A 228-nucleotide genomic window follows, 5' to 3' on the forward strand; every position below is an offset into this window, starting at 1 on the left:
ATTTTTTAATTTAAAAAATTAAGCCGCCGTAAGGTCTGAAAGGTGAATAAGCGTCGACATCGCAAATTAATTCTCATACAACTTTCAACACCAACTAGCCAACTAACCAAACAACAAAACAACCAAACAACCAAACAACCAAACAACAATACCCCAGAACAACTCAAAGCCGCTGAAGAATCAACTCCACCGAGGCCCCAGCCAACCCAGGCTGCCCGGCCTGCCCAG

At 44.3% G+C, this 228-nt stretch carries 1 protein-coding gene; it reads left to right on the forward strand.

The window, feature by feature from the left end; translation table 11 throughout:
* Positions 1–42: 42 nt before the first annotated feature.
* The coding region (locus OH705_RS29090) for a hypothetical protein (protein WP_267303685.1) at positions 43–228 on the forward strand (186 nt) is incomplete at its 3' end.

It is taken from the genome of Pseudomonas sp. BJa3 (assembly GCF_026343815.1).
Classification (GTDB): domain Bacteria; phylum Pseudomonadota; class Gammaproteobacteria; order Pseudomonadales; family Pseudomonadaceae; genus Aquipseudomonas; species Aquipseudomonas soli.